The following is a 255-nucleotide window of genomic DNA, read 5'->3' as shown; positions in this document are numbered from 1 at the left end:
AAAGTACCTTTTTACGTTGCTTAAACCGTTTAGAAGAGTTTCAAGCAGGAAAAGTGGTTATTAATGGTGATGACTTATCTGATCCTAAGGTTAATCTAAATATGGTTAGAACCCACGTAGGTATGGTTTTCCAGCATTTTAATTTATTCCCTCATATGACAGTTCTGGATAATTTAACCATTGCTCCGATTAAGGTATTAAATATGCCTAAAGAAAAGGCCGAAGAGATAGCGAAAAAGTATTTAGGAAAAGTTG

At 34.1% G+C, this 255-nt stretch carries 1 protein-coding gene; it reads left to right on the top strand.

All coding sequences use genetic code 11. The features are described 5' to 3' along the window. On the top strand, positions 1-255 hold a 255-nt coding region (locus TEPIDINF_RS15055), incomplete at both ends, for an ATP-binding cassette domain-containing protein (RefSeq protein WP_421692413.1).

Source organism: Tepidibacillus infernus, from assembly GCF_048898065.1.
GTDB lineage: Bacteria > Bacillota > Bacilli > Tepidibacillales > Tepidibacillaceae > Tepidibacillus_B > Tepidibacillus_B infernus.
Note: the sequence above shows the minus strand (reverse complement) of the source record. Positions and strands in the feature narration are given on the sequence as shown.